Origin of the sequence: Pseudomonas paraeruginosa, assembly GCF_003025345.2 — a bacterium.
Taxonomy (GTDB): domain Bacteria; phylum Pseudomonadota; class Gammaproteobacteria; order Pseudomonadales; family Pseudomonadaceae; genus Pseudomonas; species Pseudomonas paraeruginosa.
The window spans coordinates 2372111-2396098 of sequence record NZ_CP020560.1; the positions used below are offsets into that span (position 1 = coordinate 2372111).

Annotated in this window: 14 protein-coding genes, 1 tRNA gene and 1 pseudogene; 8 read left to right on the forward strand and 8 right to left on the reverse strand. The window is 62.6% G+C overall.

Going from position 1 to position 23988, the window contains the following annotated elements:
- The 4 genes from pheT (at position 1) to B7D75_RS11560 (ending at position 3188) form a co-directional block, all read left to right on the forward strand.
- Entirely contained in the window at positions 1-2379 is a 2379-nt protein-coding gene (gene pheT / locus B7D75_RS11545) for a phenylalanine--tRNA ligase subunit beta (RefSeq protein WP_107114014.1), read from the forward strand.
- A gap of 3 nt (positions 2380-2382) precedes the next feature.
- The gene (gene ihfA, locus B7D75_RS11550; protein ID WP_003090661.1) at positions 2383-2685 is read left to right on the forward strand and encodes an integration host factor subunit alpha; all 303 of its coding nucleotides are present in this window, start codon (positions 2383-2385) and stop codon (positions 2683-2685) included.
- Positions 2666-3022 carry a MerR family transcriptional regulator gene (locus B7D75_RS11555; RefSeq protein WP_003090655.1) on the forward strand — a complete coding sequence of 119 codons (357 nt, stop codon included), beginning with the start codon at positions 2666-2668 and terminating at the stop codon, positions 3020-3022. The genes ihfA and B7D75_RS11555 overlap by 20 nt, the downstream gene beginning before the upstream one ends.
- 89 nt (positions 3023-3111) lie before the next feature.
- A tRNA-Pro gene (locus B7D75_RS11560) sits at positions 3112-3188 on the forward strand.
- Positions 3189-3532: 344 nt separating this feature from the next.
- On the opposite strand, the gene B7D75_RS11565 is transcribed toward B7D75_RS11560, so the two are convergent.
- Positions 3533-3742, reverse strand: coding sequence for an integrase core domain-containing protein (locus tag B7D75_RS11565; RefSeq protein WP_161971255.1), 210 nt, complete (start codon positions 3740-3742; stop codon positions 3533-3535).
- 422 nt (positions 3743-4164) lie between these two features.
- Here B7D75_RS11565 and B7D75_RS11575 point away from each other — a divergent pair, with 422 nt between their 5' ends.
- The gene (locus B7D75_RS11575; RefSeq protein ID WP_107114016.1) at positions 4165-5871 is read left to right on the forward strand and encodes a hypothetical protein; all 1707 of its coding nucleotides are present in this window, start codon (positions 4165-4167) and stop codon (positions 5869-5871) included.
- Positions 5868-7445 carry a DUF2357 domain-containing protein gene (locus tag B7D75_RS11580; protein ID WP_109301403.1) on the forward strand — a complete coding sequence of 526 codons (1578 nt, stop codon included), beginning with the start codon at positions 5868-5870 and terminating at the stop codon, positions 7443-7445. Before B7D75_RS11575 ends, B7D75_RS11580 begins: the two co-directional genes overlap by 4 nt.
- Before the next feature lie 3 nt (positions 7446-7448).
- Here the strand turns inward: B7D75_RS11580 and B7D75_RS11585 are convergent, their stop codons facing one another.
- Positions 7449-11495: a DNA methyltransferase gene (locus tag B7D75_RS11585; protein ID WP_161971253.1), complete on the reverse strand. Its 4047-nt coding sequence runs from the start codon at positions 11493-11495 to the stop codon at positions 7449-7451.
- Here B7D75_RS11585 and B7D75_RS29915 point away from each other — a divergent pair.
- Positions 11494-11616 carry a hypothetical protein gene (locus B7D75_RS29915; protein ID WP_260394365.1) on the forward strand — a complete coding sequence of 41 codons (123 nt, stop codon included), beginning with the start codon at positions 11494-11496 and terminating at the stop codon, positions 11614-11616. The genes B7D75_RS11585 and B7D75_RS29915 overlap by 2 nt on opposite strands.
- 128 nt (positions 11617-11744) lie before the next feature.
- Here B7D75_RS29915 and B7D75_RS11590 read toward each other — a convergent pair.
- A pseudogene (locus tag B7D75_RS11590) lies at positions 11745-12749 on the reverse strand (IS3 family transposase); the annotation flags it as partial.
- Positions 12750-12790: 41 nt separating this feature from the next.
- Between B7D75_RS11590 and B7D75_RS11595 the strand changes: the two are divergent.
- Positions 12791-13054: a hypothetical protein gene (locus B7D75_RS11595; protein ID WP_196702484.1), complete on the forward strand. Its 264-nt coding sequence runs from the start codon at positions 12791-12793 to the stop codon at positions 13052-13054.
- A 28-nt stretch (positions 13055-13082) separates the two neighbouring features.
- Here the strand turns inward: B7D75_RS11595 and B7D75_RS11600 are convergent, their stop codons facing one another.
- The 5 genes from B7D75_RS11600 to B7D75_RS11620 all read right to left on the reverse strand — a co-directional run bounded on the left by B7D75_RS11600 (position 13083) and on the right by B7D75_RS11620 (position 23977).
- Positions 13083-13385 carry a hypothetical protein gene (locus tag B7D75_RS11600; protein ID WP_107114019.1) on the reverse strand — a complete coding sequence of 101 codons (303 nt, stop codon included), beginning with the start codon at positions 13383-13385 and terminating at the stop codon, positions 13083-13085.
- 518 nt (positions 13386-13903) lie between these two features.
- The gene (locus B7D75_RS11605) at positions 13904-15760 is read right to left on the reverse strand and encodes a DUF2075 domain-containing protein (protein ID WP_107114020.1); all 1857 of its coding nucleotides are present in this window, start codon (positions 15758-15760) and stop codon (positions 13904-13906) included.
- A 27-nt stretch (positions 15761-15787) separates the two neighbouring features.
- Positions 15788-16168, reverse strand: a complete 381-nt coding sequence (locus tag B7D75_RS11610; protein WP_034082260.1) for a nucleotide pyrophosphohydrolase — start codon at positions 16166-16168, stop codon at positions 15788-15790.
- A gap of 166 nt (positions 16169-16334) precedes the next feature.
- Positions 16335-17684: a coiled-coil domain-containing protein gene (locus tag B7D75_RS11615; RefSeq protein ID WP_107114021.1), complete on the reverse strand. Its 1350-nt coding sequence runs from the start codon at positions 17682-17684 to the stop codon at positions 16335-16337.
- On the reverse strand, positions 17681-23977 hold the full coding sequence (locus tag B7D75_RS11620) for an AAA domain-containing protein (RefSeq protein ID WP_107114022.1): 6297 nt from the start codon (positions 23975-23977) through the stop codon (positions 17681-17683). Before B7D75_RS11620 ends, B7D75_RS11615 begins: the two co-directional genes overlap by 4 nt.
- Positions 23978-23988: the final 11 nt, after the last annotated feature.

A 23988-nucleotide genomic window follows, 5' to 3' on the forward strand; every position in this document is an offset into this window, starting at 1 on the left:
ATGAAATTCAGTGAAAAGTGGCTGCGGAGCTGGGCAAATCCGCAGGTTTCCCATGACGAGTTGGTCGCTCGCCTGTCCATGGTCGGCCTCGAGGTCGACGCCGACCTGCCGGTCGCCGGCGCCTTCAGCGGCGTGGTAGTCGGCGAGGTGCTCTCGACCGAACAGCATCCGGACGCCGACAAGCTGTGCGTCTGCCAGGTCAGCAACGGCAGCGAGACCTTCCAGGTCGTCTGCGGCGCGCCCAACGTGCGCGCGGGCCTGAAGATTCCCTTCGCCATGATCGGCGCCGAACTGCCGGGCGACTTCAAGATCAAGAAAGCCAAGCTGCGCGGCGTCGAGTCTTTCGGCATGCTCTGCTCGGCCAAGGAATTGCAGATCAGCGAAGAGAATGCCGGTCTGCTCGAGCTGCCGGCCGACGCGCCGGTCGGCCAGGACATCCGCACCTACCTGGAACTGGACGACTACACCATCGAGGTCGGCCTGACTCCGAACCGCGGCGACTGCCTGTCGCTCGCCGGCCTGGCCCGCGAAGTCAGCGCCATCTACGACGTACCGCTGGCGGCGGTGGCGGTGGATGCGGTCGCCGCGCAGCACGACGAGACCCGTCCGGTCGAACTCGCCGCGCCGGCCGCCTGCCCGCGCTATCTCGGCCGGGTGATCCGCAACGTCGACCTGAGCCGGCCGACCCCGTTGTGGATGGTCGAGCGCCTGCGCCGTTCCGACATCCGCAGCATCGACCCGGTGGTCGACGTCACCAACTACGTGATGATCGAACTGGGCCAGCCGATGCACGCCTTCGACCTCGCCGAGATCAACGGCGGCGTGCGCGTGCGCATGGCCGAGGACGGCGAGAAGCTGGTCCTGCTCGACGGCCAGGAAGTCACCCTGCGCGCCGACACCCTGGTAATCGCCGACCACCAGCGCGCCCTGGCCATCGCCGGGGTGATGGGCGGCGAGCACAGCGGCGTCAGCGACAGCACCCGCGACCTGTTCCTCGAAGCCGCATTCTTCGACACCATCGCCCTGGCCGGCAAGGCCCGCTCCTATGGCCTGCACACCGACTCCTCGCACCGCTTCGAGCGCGGCGTCGACAGCCAGTTGGCGCGCAAGGCCATGGAGCGCGCGACGCGCCTGATCCTCGACATCGTCGGCGGCGAGCCGGGGCCGATCGTCGAGCAGCTCAGCGAAGCGCACCTGCCGAAGGTCGCGCCGATCACCCTGCGCGCCGAGCGTGTGACCCAGATGCTCGGCATGCTGCTGGACGCCGCCGAGATCGTGCGCCTGCTGCAAGCCCTGGAACTGACTGTGATGGCCGATGGGGAAGGGCAATGGTCGGTCGGCGTTCCGAGCCATCGCTTCGACATTTCCCTGGAAGTCGACCTGATCGAGGAACTGGCCCGTCTCTACGGCTACAACCGCCTGCCGGTGCGCTACCCGCAGGCGCGCCTGGCGCCGAACAACAAGCCGGAAGCGCGCGCCGCGCTGCCGCTGCTGCGGCGCCTGCTGGTCGCCCGCGGCTACCAGGAAGCGATCACCTTCAGCTTCATCGATCCGGCCCTGTTCGAACTGTTCGATCCGGGCACCCAGCCGCTGACCCTGGCCAACCCGATCTCCGCCGACATGGCGGCGATGCGTTCCAGCCTCTGGCCGGGCTTGGTCAAGGCGCTGCAGCACAACCTCAACCGCCAGCAGTCGCGGGTCCGCCTGTTCGAAAGCGGCCTGCGCTTCGTCGGTCAACTGGAAGGCCTGAAGCAGGAAGCCATGCTCGCCGGCGCCATCTGCGGCAAGCGCCTGCCGGAAGGCTGGGCCAACGGCCGTGACGGCGTGGACTTCTTCGACGCCAAGGCCGATGTCGAGGCAGTGCTGGCCAGTGCCGGTGCCCTCGGCGACTTCAGCTTCGTACCCGGCGAGCACCCGGCGCTGCACCCGGGACAGACCGCGCGCATCGAGCGGGACGGGCGGCTGGTCGGCTACCTGGGCGCGCTACATCCGGAACTGGCGAAGAAACTCGACCTCGAGCAGCCGGTGTTCCTCTTCGAGCTGCTGCTGGCCGAAGTGGTCGATGGCCACCTGCCGAAGTTCCGCGAGCTGTCGCGCTTCCCCGAAGTGCGCCGCGACCTGGCGCTGCTGGTGGACCAGGACGTGCCGGCACAAGACATCCTGACACAAATCCGTGCGGCGGCCGGCGAATGGCTGACGGACCTCAGGCTGTTTGATGTGTATCACGGTAAAGGCATTGATCCGCATAGAAAAAGCCTTGCCGTCGGCTTGACCTGGCAGCATCCATCGCGCACTCTTAATGACGATGAAGTCAATAGCACGACGCAGAACATCGTCACGTCGTTGGAAGAAAGGTTCAATGCCACGTTAAGGAAATAGCGTATGGGGGCTCTGACGAAAGCTGAAATTGCGGAACGTCTGTACGAAGAGCTGGGCCTGAACAAACGGGAAGCCAAGGAGTTGGTGGAGCTGTTCTTCGAAGAGATCCGCCAGGCGCTGGAGCATAACGAGCAGGTCAAGCTGTCCGGTTTCGGCAACTTCGACCTGCGCGACAAGCGCCAGCGCCCCGGGCGCAACCCGAAGACCGGTGAGGAAATCCCGATCACGGCTCGCCGCGTTGTCACCTTTCGTCCAGGGCAGAAACTGAAGGCCAGGGTTGAGGCATATGCTGGAACCAAGTCATAACGACGAGCTGCCACCGATTCCCGGCAAGCGCTACTTCACCATCGGCGAAGTCAGCGACTTGTGCGCGGTCAAACCCCACGTGCTGCGCTATTGGGAGCAGGAGTTCCCGCAGCTCAACCCGGTGAAGCGCCGCGGAAACCGCCGCTATTATCAGCGCCAGGACGTGCTGATGATCCGCCAGATCCGCGCGCTCCTCTACGACCAGGGCTTCACCATCGGCGGGGCGCGCCAGCGCCTCTCCGGCGACGAGGCCAAGGACGACGTCACCCAGTACAAGCAGCTCATCCGCCAGATGATCGCCGAGCTGGAAGAAGTCCTGCTGGTCCTGAAGAAGTGACGGAAGCAAAAAAAACTTCCACTTATCAGAAGCTTAGTATATAGTGCGGCTCACTTCGGAAGCACAGCCACTGAGCTCGGAAGTACAGTCGGGGCGTAGCGCAGCCTGGTAGCGCACTTGCATGGGGTGCAAGGGGTCGAGTGTTCGAATCACTCCGTCCCGACCAAAAAACCCTAAAAAACCCAAGCACTTACGGGTGCTTGGGTTTTTTATGCCGGGCGTTATCCGTTGCTAATTCGAATTTGCCTATTTTGGTTGCCAATTGAGACTGCCTTCATGCCACGTCATTCGAGCGTGTTGCTGAGGGGGTGTAGGCGGCGGATTTCAAGGTGGTTGTTGCGTGAGTGTGTCACGCTTCGGGTTCAGGTACGCGATCGGTGCCAGCGGCCAATTCCTGATGTTGCCACTCCAGCGCTCCGCTGTCGTGCGCGCGCCACCTCATACAGATCGTACGTCTTTGCAGCAGTTCTTCCGTCTGGCCAGCATGTCGCTGCGCTGGGGTCACGAACTTCAGTGCACTGTGGCGGTGCTGGTGTTGTACCAGTCCACGAAACGGTTTGCCCAGATCCTGGCTTGCTCGAGCGTATCGAAGGGCAGCTCCGGCCACAGTGGGCAGTACTTGATCGTGCGGAACAGAGCCTCGGTGTAGGCGTTGTCATTGCTTGCCCGGGGGCGGCTGAACGAGGGCATCACGCCCAGGTTCTGTATGGCCGTCAGCATGGGCGAACCCTTCCCTGATCGACATACCCCGCTCGAAGCCATTTGCGCAGAATCGCTTTATCCGTGGTCGCGTTGGCGAGCAGCCAGTCGTGGCTGATGTTTTCGAAACAGTCACGAATATCCCCCTCGAGCACCCAATGCGCTGACGCGCTTCGCCTGCGCATGATCGTGATTGTATGGGGCTTCGCTTCTGAAGTGATCTGGCTATGGCAGGACTCCCTGCTCAGACCTGTCTTTTAAGCCTCATGAGAGGCATTTACCCCCGCGCTCAGAACTGAGACTATCTATGGCAATCTCAACATAGGCTGCAAAAGATTCGATAGATGGCTCTTTCGATAAAAGATCTACAGGAAATGACCAGCGGGTTCGCTTCCACTGGATACGGATGCTCGAGCGTTCCTTCCTCGCCGCAGAATCCAGTCATGCTGGAGTGGACTGATGATGTGGGCGATTTCAGGAAATTTCGCCTCTGGGTTTATGAGATTACTCATGGTGGTGGCGGCCGTGACGCAAAGGAAAACCGTATCCAGATTACCAACGCTCCCTCCAAGGGGGTTGGTATGGACCATGACGGAGCCATTGACCTGGTCATGGGCTATTCGCCGAGTCGGCGTGTTCTGGTGGCCTACGACAGGCGATGGTTGGAGAAGCGCATGGAGAAGGGGGAAGGATCCCCGTCGGTCCAGGTAAAGGAGGAGGATATTAACGCGGCGCTGGTTACAGGGATACACCGCCTGACTAAGGATGCTTCCTTCGGCGTGGCCAGCATTGTGACTCTTAAGCCCGAACTTTTTCCCGAATATCTCAAAAATCATAAGGCCTTGCTATCGGGGGCGATGGCGACAAGCAGCGTCCCCCAAATAACTGGAGGCACCAACGTATCACTCTGGCAATTCTGTCTTGATCGGGGCTTCTACTTTGAGCCAGACCTGCTGGCTAGGTATGTCGCATCCATTGCTGCTAAGCCATTTGTGATCCTGGCCGGTGTTAGCGGCACAGGCAAGTCGAAGATGGCGGAACTGGTGGCGGAATTCTACTCTTCAACTACGGAAGTGCTTCCAACTACTAAGCCGGCAGGTCGTGCGCCTGCAGTTGGTGATGCATTTATCTTTGCTCCCGATAAAGGCAAGAGCGATAAATCTCGTTTTGCCCTAGTGCCCGTGCGGCCTGACTGGATCGACAATCAGTCCATTATCGGTTTTGTGAACCCGATCACCGGAAGATACGAGTCGACTCAAGCTCTAGACCTAATGCTCAGAGCCGCAAAGGCTCTGGAGGATGCCCCGGAAAAGGCTGCCGCGCCCCGTTATTTCATGCTACTCGATGAGATGAACTTGGCGCGCGTAGAGCACTATTTCAGCGACTGGCTTGCGTGTGCGGAGAGTAGGCGGTACCAACAAGACGGTGCGATCAGTCAGCAACCCATTCCACTGCATCGACATGCTTCTGCAATTGCCAGCCTCATCGGCCCTGGCCAGGCCGCCGTCGATGTGGACGTTCCAAATGCTTTACCTATCCCCACCAATCTGATAGTGACTGGGACCGTCAACGTCGACGAAACGACTTTTAGCTTCAGTCCTAAGGTGCTAGACCGTTCGATGGTGATTGAGTTCAATGAGGTTGACTTGGATGGTATGAGGTATGGTGTTGCCGCAGCTGTTCAGAACGGCTACCGCTTTCCTGAAGAATTACCGCCCTTCCGTTTACCCACGACCGCTGCGTTTAAGGATTTGTCACAAGAAGCGCATGACCACCTTGTCTCGATAAACCGGATTTTGGAAAGGGCACAGCTTCACTTTGGCTATAGATCTGCCTCAGAGATCGGTTGTTTCATGCAGATTTACAGCAGCATCCTCCCTGAGGACGTAAACGATACTGCCATGCTCCGAGCACTTGATGCGGCTATTCTGCAGAAGGTCTTGCCGCGTATTCAGGGGAACCGAGCGCGGCTGGAGGAAACTCTTTGCACTCTGCTTTGGTATTTCCGTGATCTCGCTATGCCCGGATCTGACCAGGACATTCAGACTATCAGGTGCGATGATGGAGCGAAGCTCCCGAAGTCTTATTGCCGTGGTTTTGAAATGCTTGAACGGTTGCGCGGATTCGGCTTTGTGACCTTTTTCAAGTGAGTAAGATTGCATTCGAATACCGCCCCCGTCGCTGCGATGGGTTGAGCTCAGCTCTTGTCGGGGACGTTGTCGACCTGGCGGAGAACGTCGAGTACGTCATTGAATTCCCGGAGCCGCCGTCTGCCTCGGAAGTTGGTGCACTGCTTGAAGTGGGCTATGAACCTATCGGTGACAAGATGGGCGTGCTTGCTTTCAAAAACTTTGTAGGGACGGCCCGCTTTGCCGGAGTGAACCTGCGGATTTCCTCATCCAAACTCGGCGAGGAAGGGGTTTCTGGCCTGCTCGAGCAGGTATCGCGTTTATCATCGAGCTTGGTGTTTGGGTGGCGTTCGCCCGCAGGTTTTTCCGCGATTGCGTCCGGTGACTCTAAGTCTCCCATTCCGTATCACCAGCTGCAGTTTCTGCGAGAAGTCATCCTTCGGCGGGAGGCAGGACTGCGCCTACAAGATTTTTTTGCAGTTGTGGAGCGGAGTCCGACTCGGAGGTTTGTGTTGGAGCGGCCGGTAGTTCCCGCTGAGCGGGTTCGTAGCTTCGATGCGCGCTCGGTTACCGACATATTTAATCGGCCAGATCGACTGATTAAGGTACGTGAGCACTACGCTGTCGCCGGTAGTCCGTTAGCGCGGGTCCTCAGAATTGGGGTACCTCCTGTAGAGCATTTTCCAGCGCGGGTTTCAGTGTCATCACGGCGACTGTCTTTCGACACCCCCGAGAACCGCTTTATCAAGCACTTTCTCGGAGAGTGCTTGGCCATCGTATATAAGCTGCTCGATGACCGCAGCATCCATATTCAAATGCGCTCCGACTGCCGGGAAATGGCAACCATTCTCGAGGCAGCCTCGAGGTCGCTATTTCTGTCGGAGGTCGGTGTTCTAACAGCATTCACTGGCCCTACTCACGCTCTTGCCAAGGTGGAGGGCTACAAGGACATTCTGGATCTTTGGCTGCAGCTGGGAGCGCATCAGTCCTTGCCCACTTCTGAAAGGGAGGTCCAACGGATGCTCCAAGGAAAGGATGTCGCGCTGTTGTATGAATATTGGGTGTTCCTCAAGGTGCTCGAAGCTGTTTGCGTTGCCACGGGTATCTCAGCTGGCTCTGTAACGGTTTCGCGCAGTGTCCTGGGCGAAGGCCTTGATCGCGGCCTTGTCGTGCGACTGTCAGCCAGCGTAGCCGTCGCCTTCAACCCCTCCTACGTCAGGTCGGCAGGAGCCGCTTATTCTACTCCGCTGAGGCCGGACGTCGTTGTGACCCTCAATGGGGCGCGTTTTGCCTTTGACGCGAAGTATCGATTGCACTGGCTGACATCGTTGGAGGATGCTCAAGATGATGAGGCTTCATTCGTCCGCGCTGATATGTACAAAATGCACACATACCGGGATGCGATCACGGATATGAAGGCTGCCTTTGTGGTTTATCCGGGTACGGAGTTTGTGTTTTTTGAGAGGGGCGGCGGTCGGCGCCAGTGCCCGGGCGAAATTGTGGTGTTCGATGGTGTTGGCGCCATTCCGGCGAGGCCGGATGGCGCCGAGGGATCGATGCTACTGGATCTGGTGCAGGCGTTACTCGATCAGTGAAACTTATTCCGGTTGTGACGCTTTCTCCATCAGTTCTCGGATGTCTGAGAAGTCGACAAAAATACTGGAATCCGTGGAGGCCAGGCGGCGCATTACTTCCGCATGAATTCCCTGGACGCCGCGGACCGCAAATTTGGGGGTGGTGGCAAGCTCGGCAACTAGCGCCGGAAGGTCGAATGCCTTGGCTGTCTTCCTGGGTGGGGTTGTCTTGACTTTCTCGGGTTTGCGAAGGTTCATCACTACGTCGAAATGGGCGACGTCCTCCTGCCCGCTGCGACCCTTGTAGCCTTTGTGGCTCTGCTGCTTGCGATCAAGGGATGCCGCCTCGTGGAACTCAAAGCCGGCCTCCTTCGCCGCGCTCTGAAGGGCTGCCCAGACTCCTCCGTCGGTGTTATGGAAGACGACCGTAGCCCAACCGCCCGGTTTAAGTACACGAGCGATCTCGCGCATTGCTCCCGTCATTAGTGCTTCATACCCAGCCAGTGTCTTACCGCCGGCCGATTCGGCAAGTGATTTGTTGACAACCGCCTCATTGGTTGGATCCGTGATTCTGCCAAGCCAAGACTCCCAGATCAGGTTGCAGTCGGCGTAAAAAAGGTTCGATCCGAAGGGCGGGTCAGTGAAGACATAGTCAATGCTCCCGTCCTGCACATCTGCGAGGTCGGTGGCGCTCCCGTTCAAGACAAACGGCATCTGTTCGGCCGTAGGCTGGAAGGTGGCATAGTATCTTTTCAACTGCGCGATCTTGTTGCGCATGACTTCGAAAACGTTGCACTCCGAAGATAGTTGTGGAATATAGAGTGTTCCCGTTAGCGGACGCTGGCCGCCGCGCGCGTTGTAGCGCCGCATGCGCGTTCCATGCCACGACGTATTGGTGAAGGCGAAGGCCATTGCCAGTCTCTTGCGCTTATCGGTTATCTCTACGATGGCACTCCAGATCAGCGACAGTGCGAGTAGGTTTCTGTCTGTGTAGAAGTCCGCAACTTCCCTGACATTCTTGTTCTGGAGTGCGCAGCGGATATACATCTCCCTGTCCGGGCCTATGTCGACCGACGGGAACCAGTCCTCAATATCCTTTCTTGAAAATGATAGGGCCTTGGCGATGTCGCTCTTCTCGGCCTTGCGCTCCAGTCTCCGCCCGTCCGTCGTCTCATAAGCAAGCCAGGCGGGTACCGAGTCGATTGTGGGGAGTTTTTTTCGAACCACTTCGTGCTCGCAAAGAGGGCAGGTAATAGTGGAGCCTATGCGCCCTTCGCATCGGTCGATGGCATCCCAAAGAGCGAAGCTCTTTCTGCAGTGGGGGCACTTGTGCCTGGTGCTCCACATTGTCCAATGGAGCAGCGCAGGCGCACCGCTCTCATCTGTGGTGCCATAAATTTCCCGCATACGCGGGCCCACTTTTCCCTCGATCTCGGCAAACGCGGCTTCGAGATCCTCTGGGGCGCAAGGGTGAGTGTGGTTCCATGCGAGGTGGACGGCGGCGGGCGACAGATCGTTGAGAATTGCCAGGCGGCCGGCCAAGGCGGCCGCGACACCCGTCATGCCGGATCCGCAAAACGGATCCAGAACCACATCCCCCGGTTTCGTAAAGTGCTCGATGAAAGGGATGATTGCCTCGGGCGGCACCTTCGTATGGTAACTATGTGCTGTGTAGAGCGCACTGTTGCGTCCGCCTGGAACCAGTGGCGCAGCTGGTGCCTTCTTCGGGGCTGGAGCCATCGTTGTGATGGGAAGGCTATCTTTTGATGAAAGGTATTCTTTGATAAAGTCGCGTTCTTCCTGGGCCTCCATGTTTTGCAAGGTCCACTTGCCCCCGACTTCACTGGCGCCGAGGCGCGCGCACCGTTCCGCAATGTTTGGCATCGTGATTCCGGAAAGACTGTAGTTCTTTGCGAGCAAGGCCTGAATTACAGCCGAATAAATATCATCAGTTCGGCTGGCCCCATTGAAGAGGGCGCTTTTGACGGCCCCGTCAATGAAGGTCGTCGAAGCCATAGTACTGCTCATGTCCTTGGCGCAGTGCGCAGGCCTCCTCATGGTGATGAGAAGATCGAGCGTTGTTACGCTCTCTTTGCCTGTGACGCCCTTAACGCCTTTGATCGACGGTTGCCCTTTATCGAGGATGTGCACCGTGTGGGTTTCGAGCTTCGCCTCCGCCATGGCCTTTTGAATTTCCATCCATACCTGATCGTCGGAGTTCGAGAAGGCAAGCACGGCATAGCCACCTGGCTTCAATACTCTCGCAGCCTCGGAAAAGGCCTTCGTCATTAAATGACCATAATCGTCCATAGTCTTTCCTCCCCCGACCCTGCCTCGGCTCTTATTAACCACGATTTCCTCCGTGTTGTCGGTCAGGGAGCCAAGCCATGCCTCCCACAGCAGGGAACTGTCCGCGTAGAAGATGTTGGATCCGAAAGGCGGGTCCATGAAAACCATGGATACGGAGCCATCGGGCAGGCAGGAGAGGTCTGTGGCCGACCTGTTCATTACCTGGGCTGTGGCTGACGTTTCGGGGAATCTCTCAAAGTATCGTTTTACGTCGGCAGCTTTTCTCCGGAATAGGCTCCAGACATTCCACTCGTATCGGAGTGATGAGATGTATAGAGTGCCCGTCATGACGTTCGTGGGGCGCTTCGCGTTCCATTGATAGCGGCGGGAAGCGCGGTTGACGCAGGCCGTGAAGGCGAACATCAAGGCTTCGCGGATGCGTCCCTCCGAGGTGGTGACAATCGAATGGCGAAGCGCGGCAAGGGCATGCAGGTTCCGCCTGGTGAAAAAGTGACTGACTTCGGATATGCCCATGCCCGTGTGGGAGGCTCTCCACATCTCGCGCTCGGACCCGAACGGAACGCGGGGTATCCAATAGGGGATGGGAGCTTCATTGGCTTCCTCGATCAATTCCAACTCATGCTGGGTTGGGGCGTGGGCGGAGATTCTGCTGCTCCCGGCTGACACATGAGTCTGCACGGGTATTTCCGATATCCAGACGAGATCGCTTTTGCGCAGATACGTGTCACAGTGTGGACAGGTAAGCCCGCGAGCATCGGTTCCACCTGCCGTATGGACAACATCCCAGTAGAGAATGTCCTTTTGGCATTCACCGCACCTGAAAACATCACTCCAAGTTGTGTACTCGATAGTCTGTCCTGGCTGCATGATAGGTTGGTAGAGCCAGCGCATGGTTGGATCGACCTGCTCCGCTACCTTCTTGAGGGCCCTGGAGAACTCCTTTGGGTCACAAGGCGTTGTGTAGTTTCTTGAAATGTGGACTGCAGCAGGCGACAAATCGGAGAGCAGCGCATTGCGGCCTTCCATCAGCGCCGCGACACCTGTCATGCCCGATCCCGAGAAAGGGTCAAGGACAAGGTCTCCAGGCTTGGAAAGGGCTCGAATGAAGGGGCGAATCGCCTCGGGAGGAACTTTGGTGTGATAGCTGTGCGCCCGGTACTCGGTCGTGGATTTACTAACCTCGACGCGCTCGGGGATGCCCGAGGACGAAAGATGCTCGTCCGTGCTTGACACGGGCGGAAGGGGGCGTGTTGGACGGTCGGGATATTCAACTGCGTGTTGCTCAAAGCGCTGTCGTACGGATGCTGTCACCTCGGCGGCATCAGATGAGATTGCCTCTCTAACATCCGTTGGGAGTCGGCCTGCGCTAAGCAGTAGGAGATCGATTGGGATGCCCACGATACCTGACAGAATCGAAGCCTGATCCTCAGTAAGGGCGCGCTCGTCTGACTCGACATAACTCATGAAAGACTTGGTAACGCCCAGCTTTTCTCCCAGAGCTTCTAGCGACATGTCCAGAGACTTACGTCTAGATTTGATTGCATTTCCTGCTGACCATGGCTTCATGTAGCTGCTACCTAGTATGTAAAAATTCACGGCTCGAAGGTTAACAATCTTTGTCAACTTTTTCCATGTGAGCGAAAGGCCTGCCTGGATCGATGCGCTGCCCATGCTGCGGGGGCTGTGCTGAGCGAAGGGGGAAAATGAGGTTGTGCGCGTGGTCAACATTAAGAGCAGTAAAGGTGAATTGGTGTTGCGCATGGGCGATGCCAATCTCTTCGGCCATATCAACATCGGCGACGATGCAGGCTTCTTCGGGATGGCGGAAGGCGTTGCAGTTTTCGATGACCTGCCCCCAGCTTTAGTACCGCTGCCTAGTTAGTAGGCCCTGGGGTTGATATTAATTTTTTCCTGCTTCAGCTGCTGCTGGCGAGTTCGCCAACTTGCAGCAAATTCTGCCGGGGTGAGATTGCCAATCGCGCTGTGCGGTCGGTGTTCGTTGTAATCCCGCCGCCAGGCCGCGATGCGGATTCTCGCTTCGGCCAGCGAACAGAACCAGTGCTCATTGAGGCATTCGTCCCGGAACTTACCGTTGAACGACTCGATGAAGGCATTCTGCGTGGGCTTACCAGGCTGAATCAGCTTCAGCTTGATGTCGCGCTGATAGGCCCATTGATCGAGTGCCTTGCCGGTGAACTCGGGCCCCTGGTCGGTGCGGATCGCTTTCGGGTAGCCGCGAAACCGCGCCATCTCGTCCAGCGCCCGTGTGACGCGAAAGCCGCTGATACCGTGCTCCACCAGGATGCCGACCGACTCCTTGGTGAAGTCATCGACCACCGTCAGGCATTTGATCCGCCGCCCGGTGCTCAGTGCATCGAAGACGAAGTCCATCGACCAGACCTGGTTTGGTGCGCTCGGCAAACTCAGACGTTCGCGCTCCACCGCGACACCATGGCGGCGGCGCAGCCGTTTCACCATCAAGCCGGCAGCGCGGTACAGGCGATAGATCCGCTTGTGGTTGACCTGCACGCCAGCACGCCGCAGCAGGATGTGCAGGCGGCGATAGCCAAAGCGCCGGCGCTCTTGGGCCAGTTCCACCAGTTGGGCTTGCAGCTCGGTGTTTTGCCCACTGGCTCGCGGCTGGTAGCGCAACACCGAGCGGGACAGCCCGATCAACTGACAGGCACGACGCTCGGAGATGCCGGTTCGCGCCTGCATCTCCTGCACCACCTCCCGCCGTGCTGTCGGGCTTACCCTTTTCCCCGGGCGACCACTTTCAGCGACTCGATGTCGAGGTGGGCCTCGGCGAGCAACTTCTTCAATCGGCTGTTTTTCCAGTTCAAGATCCTTCAACCGTTTGGCGTCCGCCACGGTCATACCGCCAAACTCGGCCCGCCAAGTGTAGAACGAGGCATCACTGAAGCCGTGTCGGCGACACAGTTCCTTCACCGGCACACCGGCCTCCGCCTGCTTGAGGAAGTCGAGAATCTGCTCTTCGGTAAAACGCTTTTTCACTGCCGTCTCCTGCTCGGAAAACGGACTCTACTAAGTTTGACGTGGTACTGAAATCGGGGGGCAGGTCACCCAAGCTGGGTCTGTACAAGGAAGTGAAGGGACTGGAAGCAACGCTGGCGGCGGGTGCGAAGGCGGGCGAATCGCCGCTGGTCTTGAATGCCTTCGTGCTGTCACCGACGAAATTCGCCGACCTGCTCAACGTTGGCGACCCTTCAAAGAAGGCCAATCTGGAAAGCCGCAACGTGTTGTTTATGGGGGACGGCGGGCAGACTTACTTGAGCAAGATGTTTGCCCGCATTGTCTGAGTGAATTCTTGGACGCTGGCCTGTGTTACTACAGCCAGTGCCCAGGCACATCGATCCCATAGTTTTTGGCTACCGTCTCTAGCGTGGCGATTATCTCGGCATGTCGTGTTTCGTCGGTGGACTGCCAACTCGACCGACGCTCCAGCATGTTTTTTAGCTCACCCAAGTTGTACATGCCCAGACGGTGAAAGTTACCCCAGCTAGGTATGCCAAAAAGGTTGTAGATGGTGAGTGTGGCATCGCGTTCGCTGGCCAGGCGTTTCTCTCCAGTTAGTTTCTCAGCGGCTTCTTCAGCTTCGTCACGGTCTTCATAGGTGTTGAGTAGTTTCATTGTTTTTCGTCTGCTCCTGGGGGGTGGAATTTATCAGGCTAGTATTGGCGGTGGCCAGTTCACCATCAGGGTTTACGATTAATTTGGGTACTGCCTTAACTGACATGCTTGGCTTTGCTGAGCAGTGCATACGTTGCTTCAGCGTTGAAGTTACGTCAGGCGCTAAAATTACAGGTGTGACTTTGCTGGTTGCTACGTCGCAGTAAAGGCAGAACCTTGAATCAGGCGGGCTGAGCAAGTGGCAGGCGCTGCACTCAACAGCTTGTCCTTTCCATGCCTCTACAGCCTTCAGCATGGTACCAGCAATGAGTTCAGCTCGGTCCTGTACCGTGTTGCCCAAGCTTGTGGCTGATTGCCTGGCAGCTATCTCAGGCTGTTTAGCTCTGTGACGTGGGCTTTGAGCGAGTTGGAATTGGTTTGGACGGGTTTTTACCTGTATGGGGTACAAGGGGTAGAATATTAAAATTCCTCATCCCCATCTCTTTGCATGACGCGTCCACGATGCCCTGGAAGCTGCTTTACCTCCCGCCACGCCCCCGAAAATACCTCGCCGTCTCCTCATCCGTACAAAACACGTAGCACCCCTTCATCCCCCGGGTCATCAGCGTCCGGTAGGTGTTCTTGATGATCAGGTCGGTCTCCTTGCGCGCCAGTTCCGGGTTTTCCTTCATCAGCTTCTTGTAGCCGCGGATGGATTTGTCGTGGCGGTCGCGTTGTTCGGGGGCGGTGATGATCTTGCCGTCGCGGACGATCAGGTCCGGGCCGATGATGACGCCGATGTAGTCGACCTCCAGGCCCTGGCAGGTATGGATGCAGCCGACCTGATCGATGGAGTTCTCGGCGATGATCCAGAGACTGCCGTCCTGGTCGAGGTTCCATTGGCGCTGGTAGTCGCCGATGACGATGTCCTGTTGCCGGGGATCCTTCTTGCTGCGCCACGGCCAGCAGTAGCCGGCCACGACGCGGGCCTTGTTGTCCTGATTCCGGGCGGAGATGGCGGCGTGCAGGGCCTCGGGGGTATCGAGGACCTTGAATTCGTACTGGCTGGCGTCGAGTTGCTGGTTGGCGGTCGGGCGGATGTCGAGCACGTCGTCGAGCCAGGCGAGATAGCCGTCCGAGCCATTGCAGCGGAACTGCGAGGCGAGGCTGTATTCCTCGACCGTGGCGCCTTTCGCCTTGGCGAACTCGCGGATGGCCTGCTTGCTGCCGATGTCGCTGAGGGTGACGCGTTGGTCTTCGTCGATGAAGAAGATGGCGCACTTGGAGGCTTCGATCAGTTCCTTGATCTGGTTCTCGCCGAGGTTGCCGTAGAGCCCGCTCTTCTCGTTCAGGCGGTGGGCCTCGTCGACGATCAGCATGTCGAAGGTGTTGGGCTCGGTCTCGATGAAGCCGCCGGAGCCGGTGAACATGTGGGAGAAGCGGCTACGGGTGATGGAACCCACCAGCCTGGATTCGTAGACCTTGCGTGGCGCGGCGTTCTTGGACACGTACTTGCCGACCAGGCCGAGCCCGGTGAGGTGGACCAGCAGGTTGATCGCGACCACCGTCTTGCCGGTACCCGGGCCGCCCTCGATGATCAGTACACGGGGATGCGTCTCGGAGGCTGACCTGGCCGCGGCGATGGCGGACTCGTAGATTTCCTTCTGGTCGTCGATCAGTACGAACTCCGGTTGGGCGGCGAGCAGGCCCTTGAGCGAGTCGGCCAGGGCCTTGGACGGGCGGATCCGGCCGTTGGCCAGTTCGTAGAGCACTTCCTTGGCGTCGCCGGTCCTGATGTGCTGCTTGATGAAGCTACGCAGGCGCGCCAGTTCGTCCTTGCCCTTGAGGAACAGCGGGGCCTTTTCCATGTAGTCGCGGTAGTGCGGGGAGTCGATCACACCGTCGCGCGGGTAGTTGTGCAGGTAGGCACAGGGGCGGACGGAAATGCTTGCCTCGTAGACCGCCTCGTTGAAGCCCTCCAGCAGGGTGGCGTAGGACCAGGCCTGGTAGGAGGGGGGGACGACCTCGCGCAGGCCATTGCCCAGGGCGGTGCGGACGATGGCGTCCTTGCCGGTGGCGCTGGCCTTGCTCCACTGCTTCAGTTCGACCAGCACCGCGTTCTTGGCTCCCGACTCGTCGCGCCCGGTGAGGGTGATGTCGATGCGCTTGGAGGTCTGGGGGATATGCAGCTCGATGGCCAGGCCAGTGTCGTCGGGCACTTCCTCGTCGCGCAGCACCTTGGCCATGTAGCCGAGGGAGCCTTTCCACGAGTTGATTTCCGAGTTGCCGACGCTTTTGCCGGTGACCGCCTTGAAATGCTGGAGGATCACTTCTTCGATATCGTCGTTGTCGCTGTCTTGCAGGAATTGCTTCTTGGTCGCTTCGTAAACGATCACGTCGATCTTCCCTGATATGGCCTTTCTTCAGAACTGGTCGTATTTCTTGCTGCTATTCCGGGCTTTCTCTACCGGGTACTTCCGGTTGTTCTGTTCCAGCTTCTGCCGGGCGGCGGCGTCCAGGTCGACGCCGAGGACCGAGGCCCGGCGCACCAGGTACATGAGCACGTCGGCCAGTTCGTCCTGCACCGCCTGGGCGGTGTCGGGATGGCGCGCGGCGTCTTTCGACCGCTCCTCGTCCATCCATTGGAAGATCTCGCTGAGTTCGCCAACCTCGCCGGTCAGGGCCATGACCAGGTTCTTCGGCGAGTGGAACTGGGCCCAGTTGCGCTCGGCGGCGAAACGTTCCAGGGCGTCGGCGAGCTGGCCGACGTCTACCAGGGAGGAGGGGGGCGATGCGTTTGTCACGGCGATATCCAGGAATCTTTTCGGGCTGGCGGCGAGGCGGGGCCTCGGGCGTCTGCGACGCCATTGCCCGCCACCATACTTCCTTCAGACGAAGGGAGAAAGATCGTAGGGATTCTTCATGGGATGAGGATGGCTACAAGCCGTAGGACATGCGCCTTGGCAACCCTCACAACCCCCTCTGCCGCGCCACCCCCATCTCCCGCTGCTCCTCCTCGCCAATCTCCTTCAACGCCACTTCTCCCACTCCCAGCGCGCGTTCCACGCTGAGTTCGCCGCCCTGGGCGGCGAGCAGGGCCTGGAGGCGTTGGAATTCGCCGCACCAGAGGGTTTCGATGTCGCGGTCGCGCTGGCTGTCGCGGTTGGCGTTGAGGGCGACGGCGCGCAGTTGCAGGCGGCCGTTGTCGGCCTTGCCGCCGACTTCCAGGCCGTAGCCGGGGGTGGCGGGTTTGCGCAGGACGACCCTGCCGGTCTGCGCCCAGGCGGTGGCCATGCCTTCGCGGATTTCGTAGCCGAGGCTGGCGAGGCCCTGGAGCACGGCCTGGCGGCGGGCGAGGGCGGCCTGTTGCTGGAGGTGGGCGGTGAGGATGGCATTGCATCGCTCGGTGAGTTCGGCGAGTTGCTGCGGATCGCTGTCGGGCTGGCAGGCGGCGGCGCGCTGGAGCAGTTCGGCGTGTTCGGCGGCGCCGAGGGCGGCGACTTCGCTGGCAAGGTCTTGCAGGTGTTCCAGGCGCTGGCGTTGCTGCTGGTGTTCGCGGGCGGCCTGGGCGAGGTCGAGGACCAGGCTGTCGAGCAGCAGGTTGCGGCGCTCCGGGCGCTGTTCGGCTCCGGCGCGTGCCAGTCGCTCGAGGAACGCTTGGGCGCTGGCCTCGCCTTGCAGCAGTTGCAGTTCGGCGATGTGCCGGTCGATGCGCGCCAGGCGCTGTTCGCGCGGGGCGTCCTGTTGCTGGCGGGCGCGCCACTGTTCCAGGGTGATGGGCGCTTCGTCGGTCTTCAGGCGCTGGGCGAGTTCGCGCTGGGCTTCGCTGAGGCGTTCTTCGGCGGGGGCGCTGGCGAGGGCGGCGAAGCCCTGGGCGAGCAGGGCTTCCGCGTCGTCGCGGAGGGCGCCGTCGGCCAACGCTTGCAGGGTTTGCCGGAGTGCCGCGCCGGCGGCATCGGGCCTGGCATCGAGGGCCTGGAGCAGGGCGCTGGCGTTTTCCTGGAGGCGGCGGCGTTGCTGGCGGGTTTCCGCGGCCTGGCGAATGGCGCGCTCTTCGCGTTCGGCGAGGTCGCGCTTGAGAAACTCGCTTTCGATCTTCACCTGCAATTGCACGTCCAGCCAGCGCTCCTGTTCGAGCAGGGCGTGCAGGCTGGCGCGGCGGGCGTGGGCCGCGGCGCGCTCGGCGTCGCTGAGCTGGGCGAGCCGGCTGGCCTGGTTTTCCCAGCGCGCGAGGGCCTTGTCCAGGCGTTGCAGGTCGCGCTCGCAGGTGGCGATGGCTTCTTCCCGGGTGACGATTCGTACGACTTTCGGTCCGCTCATTGGGAGGCCTCCGCTGCTGCCGTGGGATGGGTTTCCGCGCTAGGCGCCAGGGCCTTCTCGATGGCGGCGCGCAGCCGTGCGCGTTCGTTTTCGCCATCGTGGTACCAGCCCTGGGAGGAAACCCGGTGGAGGTGCGGGATTGCCCGCCGCAGCACCGAGGGGCGCCAGATTTCCCGGGCGCGGGCGTGTTCCAGCAGCGGGTGGCAGGGGGCGTCGCATTCGATGCCGATGGCGTAGAGGCCGGTGGCCGGGTTCTCGATGGCGAAGTCGAGGCCGAAGGCGTCGCCTTCGCTGGCGGGCGCGGCGGACCAGCCCAGCGAGCGGATGTACTCGCCGACGATCTCGCTGAAGCCGTCGTGCCGCTGGTAGTGCTGGCGGCGCTGGTCGCTGCGGTCGGTGTGCAGGCGCTCGAGCAGCTGGCCGGTGCCGGCGAACTCGCCGGCGGACAGTGCGCGGGCGTATTCCAGGTAGCCTTGCAGGTAGTCGCGCGGGCTGCTCGGCGAGCGCTGGGTGCCGAGCATGTCGGAGATGTCGCCGATCGGCATCGAGGTGATCATCACCACCTTGCGCCGCGCGCGGGTCACCGCCACGTTGAGACGGCGCTCGCCGCCGGTCTGCCCGAGTACGCCGAAGTTGCGCCGGAAGCTGCCCTGGCCGTTGCGACCGAAGGTGGAGGAGAAGACGATCACGTCGCGCTCGTCGCCCTGCACGTTCTCCACGTTCTTCACGAACACGCCCATGTCCTCGCCGTCTTCGCTGCGCTCGCGCTCCTCGCTGTAGGCGGCGCGGAACGCCTCGTCCTGCTCGGCGCGCAGTTCCAGGCGCTCCTCGATGAGGTCGGCCTGCTTGCGGTTGAAGGTGACCACGCCCACCGACGGCCGCGCCGCGTAGGGTTGGCGCCAGAGTTCGGCGAGGTAGTCGACGACTCGCTCGGCCTCGCGCTCGTTGCTCTGGTTCTGGTACAGGCCGTTCACCTGGATCAGTTCCAGCGGCTTGATGCGCAGGATGTTGGCCTGCGGATGGCGTACCGGCACGCTCAGGCGGTTGCCGTAGAACGAGGCGTTGGAGAAGCCGATCAGCTCGCGGTAGGCCGAGCGGTAGTGGATCTGCAGGGTGGTGCTGGGCAGGGCGTTGCGCGCCAGTTGCAGGAGGTCCGGGCAGTCCTTGATCTCGCGGCGGTTCCAGGTGTCCTCGTAGGCTTCGCGCTGCTCCTCGTCGGCGTCCTCGTCGGGTGCTTCGCCGTCGAACAGTTCGGCCTCGTCGCTTTCCACGCGGCTGGAGAAGAACGCGGTCGGCGGCATTTGCTTCTCGTCCCCGCTGACCACGGTGATCCGCCCGCGATAGAGGGTCGGCAGGGCGAACTCCACCGGCATCTGCGAGGCTTCGTCGTAGATCACCATGTCGAACAGCCCGGCCTTGAGCGGCAGCACGCGGCTGGCCAGGTCGGGGTTCATCAGCCAGACCGGGCGCAGGCTCATCAGACCGAGTTCGGCGCCCAGCTCGATGAACTCGCGCAGGCGCCGCGAGCGCTTGCCGGTCAGGCGGGTGACGTCTTCCCACTGCTTGCGGCTGCCCAGGCGCGCGGCGTCGATGCCCTTGCCGAGCAGTTCGCGGTTCAGTGCGCGCATCTGCACATCGGCTTCGGCGAGGCTGGCGACCCTGGCCCTGGCTTCGTCCTGGCTGAACAGCAGTTCCGGATTGTCTTGTTCCAGGCGCTGCTTCCAGCCCAGCCGCGCTTCGCGGTTGAGCATGCGGCGCACCGTGGCTTCGAGTTCTTCGGCGGGAATCGCGTCGAGTCGTTCCTGGCGCTGGCGCAGCAGGGCCAGGAATTCCAGGTCGGTGGCTTCGAGCTGGCCGGCGCGGCCACGGAAGCGCTGGTAGGCGACCAGTTGCGGCAGCGCCTCGCGCAGGCGGCCGAGGGCCGGCAGGTTGCTCTGGTTGCCGGCGATGGCGCGGTGCAGCTGTTCCAGCAGTTCGTCGCCGAGCCAGTCGGCGAGCACCCTCAGTTTGTCCAGGCTGAGCTGGCGCGCGGCCTGGCGGATCAGCGCGGCGTCGAGGTCGCCGAGCAGCGCTTCGAAGCGCTGTTTCTCGCCGGTGAGGATCACCGCGTCGAGCTGCTCGGCGCGCGGCGCCTGGGCCAGGCCGCGAGCCAGGGCCTGGATTTCGCGCAGCTGCTGGCTGGCGTGGCCGGCCAGGCTGGCCAGTTGCGGGCCGGCATCGGTGGCGACTGTCGCCAGCCCCAGGCTCTGGTGCAGCGCCGCCAGTTGCCGGCGCAGCGGCCGCCACTGGCGCTCCAGGCCGCAGGCGCCGAGGAGGGCGGCCAGGCGGCTGTCGTCGTCGGGTTCGCCGTGCTCGCGCAGGAAGCGCCGCAGGCGGCCGCGCCGCAGTAGGCGCAGCGGGTTGAGCCGGGCCAGCCAGGTGCGTGCCTCGAGCACCTGGCGGGCGTGGGCCTGGAGGCGTTCGAGGTTGTTCTCTTCGAGCATGGCGAGGGCCGGCGACAGCAGCGGCGCATGCCGTTCGAGGTCGAGCTGGCGCAGTTGCCGTTCGATCTGCTCGGCCTCCGCCAGCAGGCCGTCGCCACGGCTCGGCTGTCCTGGCGCGGCGTCGCGGAACAGCGGCAGCCAGTGGGCCAGGCGCTGGCGCTGCTCCTCGCGCAAATTCAGCAGGGTACCGACCTGGCTTGCCAGCCAGGCGCGGTAGGGCGTCGGGTCGTCGACCTCGAAGCTCGCCGGGTGTTCGTCGAGGGCTTTCTGCCGGGCGTTCTCCGCTTCGCCGAAGGCGCGCAGGCTGTCGGCGAAGGCTTGCAGGGTGGCCTGGTCGGTGGCGAAGGCGCGCAGTTGCGCCAGCGGGCTGCCTTCGTAGCGGGCCGGCAGCCAGAGGCGGACCAGCGGCGCGCAGTTTTCCTCCAGGCGCGCCAGGCTACCGATGTCCAGCGCCGCCAGGCGCTGGCGCAGGGCCGGGAAGTCCAGCGGCGGCGAACCTTTCTCCAGCTCGATCAGTTCGCCGAGCAGGCGCCGGTAGCTCAGCCCGGTGGCCTCGTCCACGCGGTGCAGGCTCTGGTGGTAGCGGTCCAGTTCGCCTTCCAGCGCCTCGATACGCGCCGCCAGGCGCTCGCGCTGGCGCTCCCAGCCCTGGGCGCCGCCGGCGTCGGCGAACAGCGCTTCGAGCTGCTCGCGGATGTTGCGGATCACCGGTTCGCGGTCGCGGTTGACGTCGTTGAGCATGACGATGCGCTGGCCCAGGCCCTCGGCCACCAGGCGCTTGTGCACCACTTCCAGGGCGGCGTGCTTCTGGCAGACGATCAGCAGGCTGCGCTGGCGGCCGATGGCGTCGGCGACCATGTTGACGATGGTCTGGCTCTTGCCGGTACCGGGCGGGCCTTCCACCAGCAGCCCCGGGCTCTGCCGGGCCTGCAACACGGCGGCCTCCTGGGACGGGTCGCTGGCCACGGTGAAGTAGCGCTGCAACTCCGGCGGGCTCTCGCGAGCTTCCAGCTCGCCGTTCTCGCGCAGGCGCAGCGCGGTCTCCAGGCCGGTGCCGGAGGGCGGCAGGCTCTTCAGCTGGCGCAGGTCCTCGCCGATCGCCTGGCCCATGAAGGTGACGTGGAACAGCACCGCGGCGCAGGCCAGTTGGTCCTGGTAGGGCGTGACCTCGGTGGAACTCGGTGGCAATCCTTCCAGCCCCCGCGCACGCGGCGTGGCGAGCAGGCCGAAGGCATCCATCACATCGGCGGCGCGCAGCGCGGAGCGGCCGAGCAATTCGTCGGCGACCTTGCGCCAGCGCTTGCACGGCTCGGGGCCGAGCAGGCTTTCCAGGGCCGGGTTGAGGCGCACTTCCTCGCGCTCGCCGTCGAAGGCCAGCGCCACCTGGCCGCGGCTGCCGACTTCCAGTTGCAGCTTCAGCGGCCACAGCAGCAGCGGCACGATGCGCGTGCGGGTGGTGCCGCGCGGGTCGCGGTTGAGCAGGAAGGGGAAGCCCAGGTAGAGGCCGTCGATGCCGGTGTCGCGCTTGTACAGCGAGCTTTGCCGGGACAGCGCGTTGAGCCGCACTTCCAGTTGCGGGTTGGCGAGGAAGCTGTCCGGGTCGAGGCTCACCGCGCGGGCGTTGCGTTGCAACAGGTGGTCGAGCAGAGCGGCGGCGGGGCGGCGCGCGCTGTCCAGTTCGTTGAGGTCGATGCGTGGAGTGCTCTTGCCGATGCTCATGCGCACCAGCGGCCCGCGCATCACCGCGGCGACCACTTTCTTCTCGAAGAAATCGAGGATTTGCGACACGTACTGCTGCTTCTGCGGTTCCAGCCACTGTTCCGGCGGGATCGCCAGCAGCACCAGGACCCTCGCCAACGGCATGCGCCGCTCCAGGCGGAACTGCTCGGCCCATTCGTCGACCCTGGGCACGCCGCTGCGGGCGAAGCCGCTGATGCGTTCGTCGACGCGGCGGTACAGCTCCTGCCGCGGGTGCTGCAACAGGCCGCGCGCGGTCTCCGCGTCGAACAAGTGCACATCGGCGTCGCGGGCCAGGCCGGCGGCTTCCTCGACGATCGCCTCGGCGGCACGGAACTGGCCGATGTTGGCGCCGAGCAGGACGATCAGGTCTTCCTCGGCGATCACCCGGCGCTCGGCCAGGGCCAGCAGGCCGGGGTGCTCGGTGTCCGGCAGGAGGCGCTGGCGCTCCTGCCACTGCGCGGCGAGGCGCGCCCGCGAGGTCGACAGCAGGTAGATGCGCAACTGTTCTTCGGCGAGTTCGATGTGCTGGTGCAGGGCGCGCTGGCGGACGTTCTCGGCGCGGGTCTTGAGCCGCGACAGCCAGCTTTCGGTGTGCAACTGTTCGAGCAGGTCGGGCACCGAGCCGCTGATCAGCCGGTAGCCCTCCAGCGGATGCTCCAGCAGCCAGCCGGGGGTGACGATCTCGCCGCGCTGGATCAGCGGGATTTCCGGGTTCAGCAGCTTGAGCGCCAGCATCAGCCGGAAGTCGTCCTCCAGCCCCTCGTGCTGGGCCACCTGGCGCAGGCCGGCGAGCAGCCTGGGCGACAGGCCGATCTGCTCGGCCCAGGTGACGATCGCCCCGCGCAGCAGGTGGTCGAGGGCCTCAGCCCAGTGCTCGGCCTGGGCCGCGGCCAGGGCGAAGACCGTCGGCTTGCGGAAGCGCCGTGCGCCGAGGGCGATGCTGGCGCCTTCTGCGTCGTCCTTTTCGCTGTCCGCCGAGGCCGGCGCGTCCACCGCCTCGCCGTTCAGCCAGGCCTGTACCTGCGGCCACTGCCAGCGCTGGTGGCGGTCGCGCGCGAGCAGGCCGCGCAGCAGCAGGTGCAACTGCGGGTCGAGGTCGTCGGGCAGCGTCACGCCGTTGGCCAGCACGTGGATCAGGAAGGCGTTGGCGTTGACGCCTTCGAAGCAGACGCCGCGGGTCAACTGCTCCAGCAGGATCATGCCCAGGCTCCACCAGTCGGAAGCCGCCGCCACGCCGCCGGCGATCGCCTCGGGGGCCATGTAGCGGCTGGTCTCCAGCGGCGAGACGATATCCAGGTCGAACTCCGACAGGCGCGCCGAGCCGAAGCCGCTGATCACCAGGTCCAGCGGCTCGTGGCTGCGCACCAGCAGGCTGGCCGGGCGCAGGTCGCGGTGGCGCAGGCCGGCTTCGTTGAACACGTGCAGGGCATGGCCCAGTTCGCGGACCACGTGGCGCACCGCCTCGCGGTCCTCCAGCACGGTGCCGAGGTCGGCGAGGCTGCCGCCGGTGAGTTCCTCGACCACTTCGTAGGCGCGCTCGTCCCAGCGGCCGGTGGCGAGGATTTCCGGCACGTGTTCGCGCGGCAGGCGGCGGATCACGTCGTAGATCGCCGGGTCCGGCTCGGCGCCCGGGCGATACAGGGTGAGCACCGCCTGGCGGGCGCTTTCCGCATGTTCGGCCAGGTAGCGCTCGCGCACGCCGTCGCTGCTGGCGATCTGCCGCAGCAGGCGCCAGCCGTCGATCAGGGTTTCCGTGACGGCGGGCTGCGGCGTGGCCTCGGCCTGCATCGGCAGCGGGCCTTCGGCCGGCGCGGCGCCGCACTCCAGGCACATCAGGTCGCCGGGTTGCAGCGGATGGCCGTTGGCGCAGAGCGGGGCGGACGCCGCTGGCAACTCGCTGGCGGGCGGCGCGATGGCTTCCTGGGTCAGCACCGGCTGTGGTCGCCAGCCGGCGGGATGGATGGCTTCGGCGGAAAGGTCCCAGCCGCAGGGCTGGCCCTGGATCGAGCCTTCGCAGAAGATTTCCGAAAGCGAGCGTTCGCTCTGGCAGTTGGGGCAGAAACGTATCATCGGTATCGATC

Excerpts from the sequence above, each read along its gene's own strand:
- pheT (WP_107114014.1), top strand. The coding sequence starts at position 1 with ATGAAATTCAGTGAAAAGTGGCTGCGGAGCTGGGCAAATCCGCAGGTT.
- ihfA (WP_003090661.1), top strand. The coding sequence starts at position 2,383 with ATGGGGGCTCTGACGAAAGCTGAAATTGCGGAACGTCTGTACGAAGAG.
- B7D75_RS11555 (WP_003090655.1), top strand. The coding sequence starts at position 2,666 with ATGCTGGAACCAAGTCATAACGACGAGCTGCCACCGATTCCCGGCAAG.
- B7D75_RS11565 (WP_161971255.1), bottom strand. The coding sequence starts at position 3,742 with ATGCTGACGGCCATACAGAACCTGGGCGTGATGCCCTCGTTCAGCCGC.
- B7D75_RS11575 (WP_107114016.1), top strand. The coding sequence starts at position 4,165 with ATGCTGGAGTGGACTGATGATGTGGGCGATTTCAGGAAATTTCGCCTC.
- B7D75_RS29915 (WP_260394365.1), top strand. The coding sequence starts at position 11,494 with ATGGGCGATGCCAATCTCTTCGGCCATATCAACATCGGCGACGATGCA.
- B7D75_RS11585 (WP_161971253.1), bottom strand. The coding sequence starts at position 11,495 with ATGCGCAACACCAATTCACCTTTACTGCTCTTAATGTTGACCACGCGC.
- B7D75_RS11600 (WP_107114019.1), bottom strand. The coding sequence starts at position 13,385 with ATGAAACTACTCAACACCTATGAAGACCGTGACGAAGCTGAAGAAGCC.
- B7D75_RS11615 (WP_107114021.1), bottom strand. The coding sequence starts at position 17,684 with ATGAGCGGACCGAAAGTCGTACGAATCGTCACCCGGGAAGAAGCCATC.
- B7D75_RS11620 (WP_107114022.1), bottom strand. The coding sequence starts at position 23,977 with ATGATACGTTTCTGCCCCAACTGCCAGAGCGAACGCTCGCTTTCGGAA.